This window comes from uncultured Polaribacter sp. (genome assembly GCF_947501385.1).
Lineage (GTDB): Bacteria > Bacteroidota > Bacteroidia > Flavobacteriales > Flavobacteriaceae > Polaribacter.
Genome location: NZ_CANMVP010000075.1, coordinates 1 through 959, shown reverse-complemented (window position 1 = coordinate 959; position 959 = coordinate 1). Strand labels below are relative to the sequence as shown.

The 959-nt window shown below is 29.8% G+C and carries 1 protein-coding gene; it reads right to left on the bottom strand.

The features are described from left to right. Window positions 1–6: 6 nt before the first annotated feature. Complete coding sequence (locus tag Q0998_RS19240; RefSeq protein WP_299673074.1) at window positions 7–909, bottom strand: IS1595 family transposase; 903 nt, start codon at window positions 907–909, stop codon at window positions 7–9. Between the last annotated feature and the right edge of the window lie 50 nt (window positions 910–959).

Here is a 959-nt window from a genome sequence, read left to right as displayed (position 1 = left end):
ATTGAGTTATACGTTTAGCTTCTGTTTTATTAATTTTTGATATACTGGCTTTTCTTCAACCATCCTACAAATCGTTTTATGAAAAATGCTGGTCTTAAATTGCGAACGATTAATCCTAAAACAAAATTCATCAAAGTAAGCTTGAATATGCCACTTACTTACATGAGTTGGTATTGCTCTAAGCCATGATTTAACTTGCATAATCATAATATGTAATTGTTTAAAATTAGCACCATTATTACTGTATATCTGTTCAATGTTATAAACTTCTTTTAAAGGTTCGTATCCTCTCCATTTATCCGTTATTATTTTGGCAGATGTACTTATATGTTCTTCAAATATTGGTGTTAATGATTTTGCTGAATAATCATCAATAGACTTTATATAGACTCTTTTCACTTTATTATTATCGGTCAATTCTACTGCTATTACTGCTTTTTTCTTTTTTGAATCATAACTTCTACCTTGTTTTCCTTCTTCTTTACCACCAACTGTAAATTCATCAACATGGATTAATTTTTCTAAAGGATATTTTTGGCTACTTTTCATAGATTTACGCACTTTTTGCATAAAAAACCAGGCTGTACCCTGTCGGATACTGAAACGTTTTCCCATCTGAATGCTTGATATGCTTTTGCTACTTGTACTCATTTCAAAAGCAACACAAAAGGCTTTTTGTAATCCAAATTTAACTTTATGAAAGAGTGTATTTGCTGTTGAACTTTCAACGTGATGACATGCATAACAGTGATAATTATAACCTGATTTTTCACAACCTTTTGTATGTCCACATTTACTACATGTAAAACCATCTTGCCATTTTATTTTTGCTAAATATGCTTTGCAAGCCTCATCATTTGGCAATTCTTTTATAAAGTTTAGTATATCTTGTCCTTCAAATTGTTCCATTATCCTAGTTTTATTGACTTAAATATACGGAAATTAAATGACTAACTCAA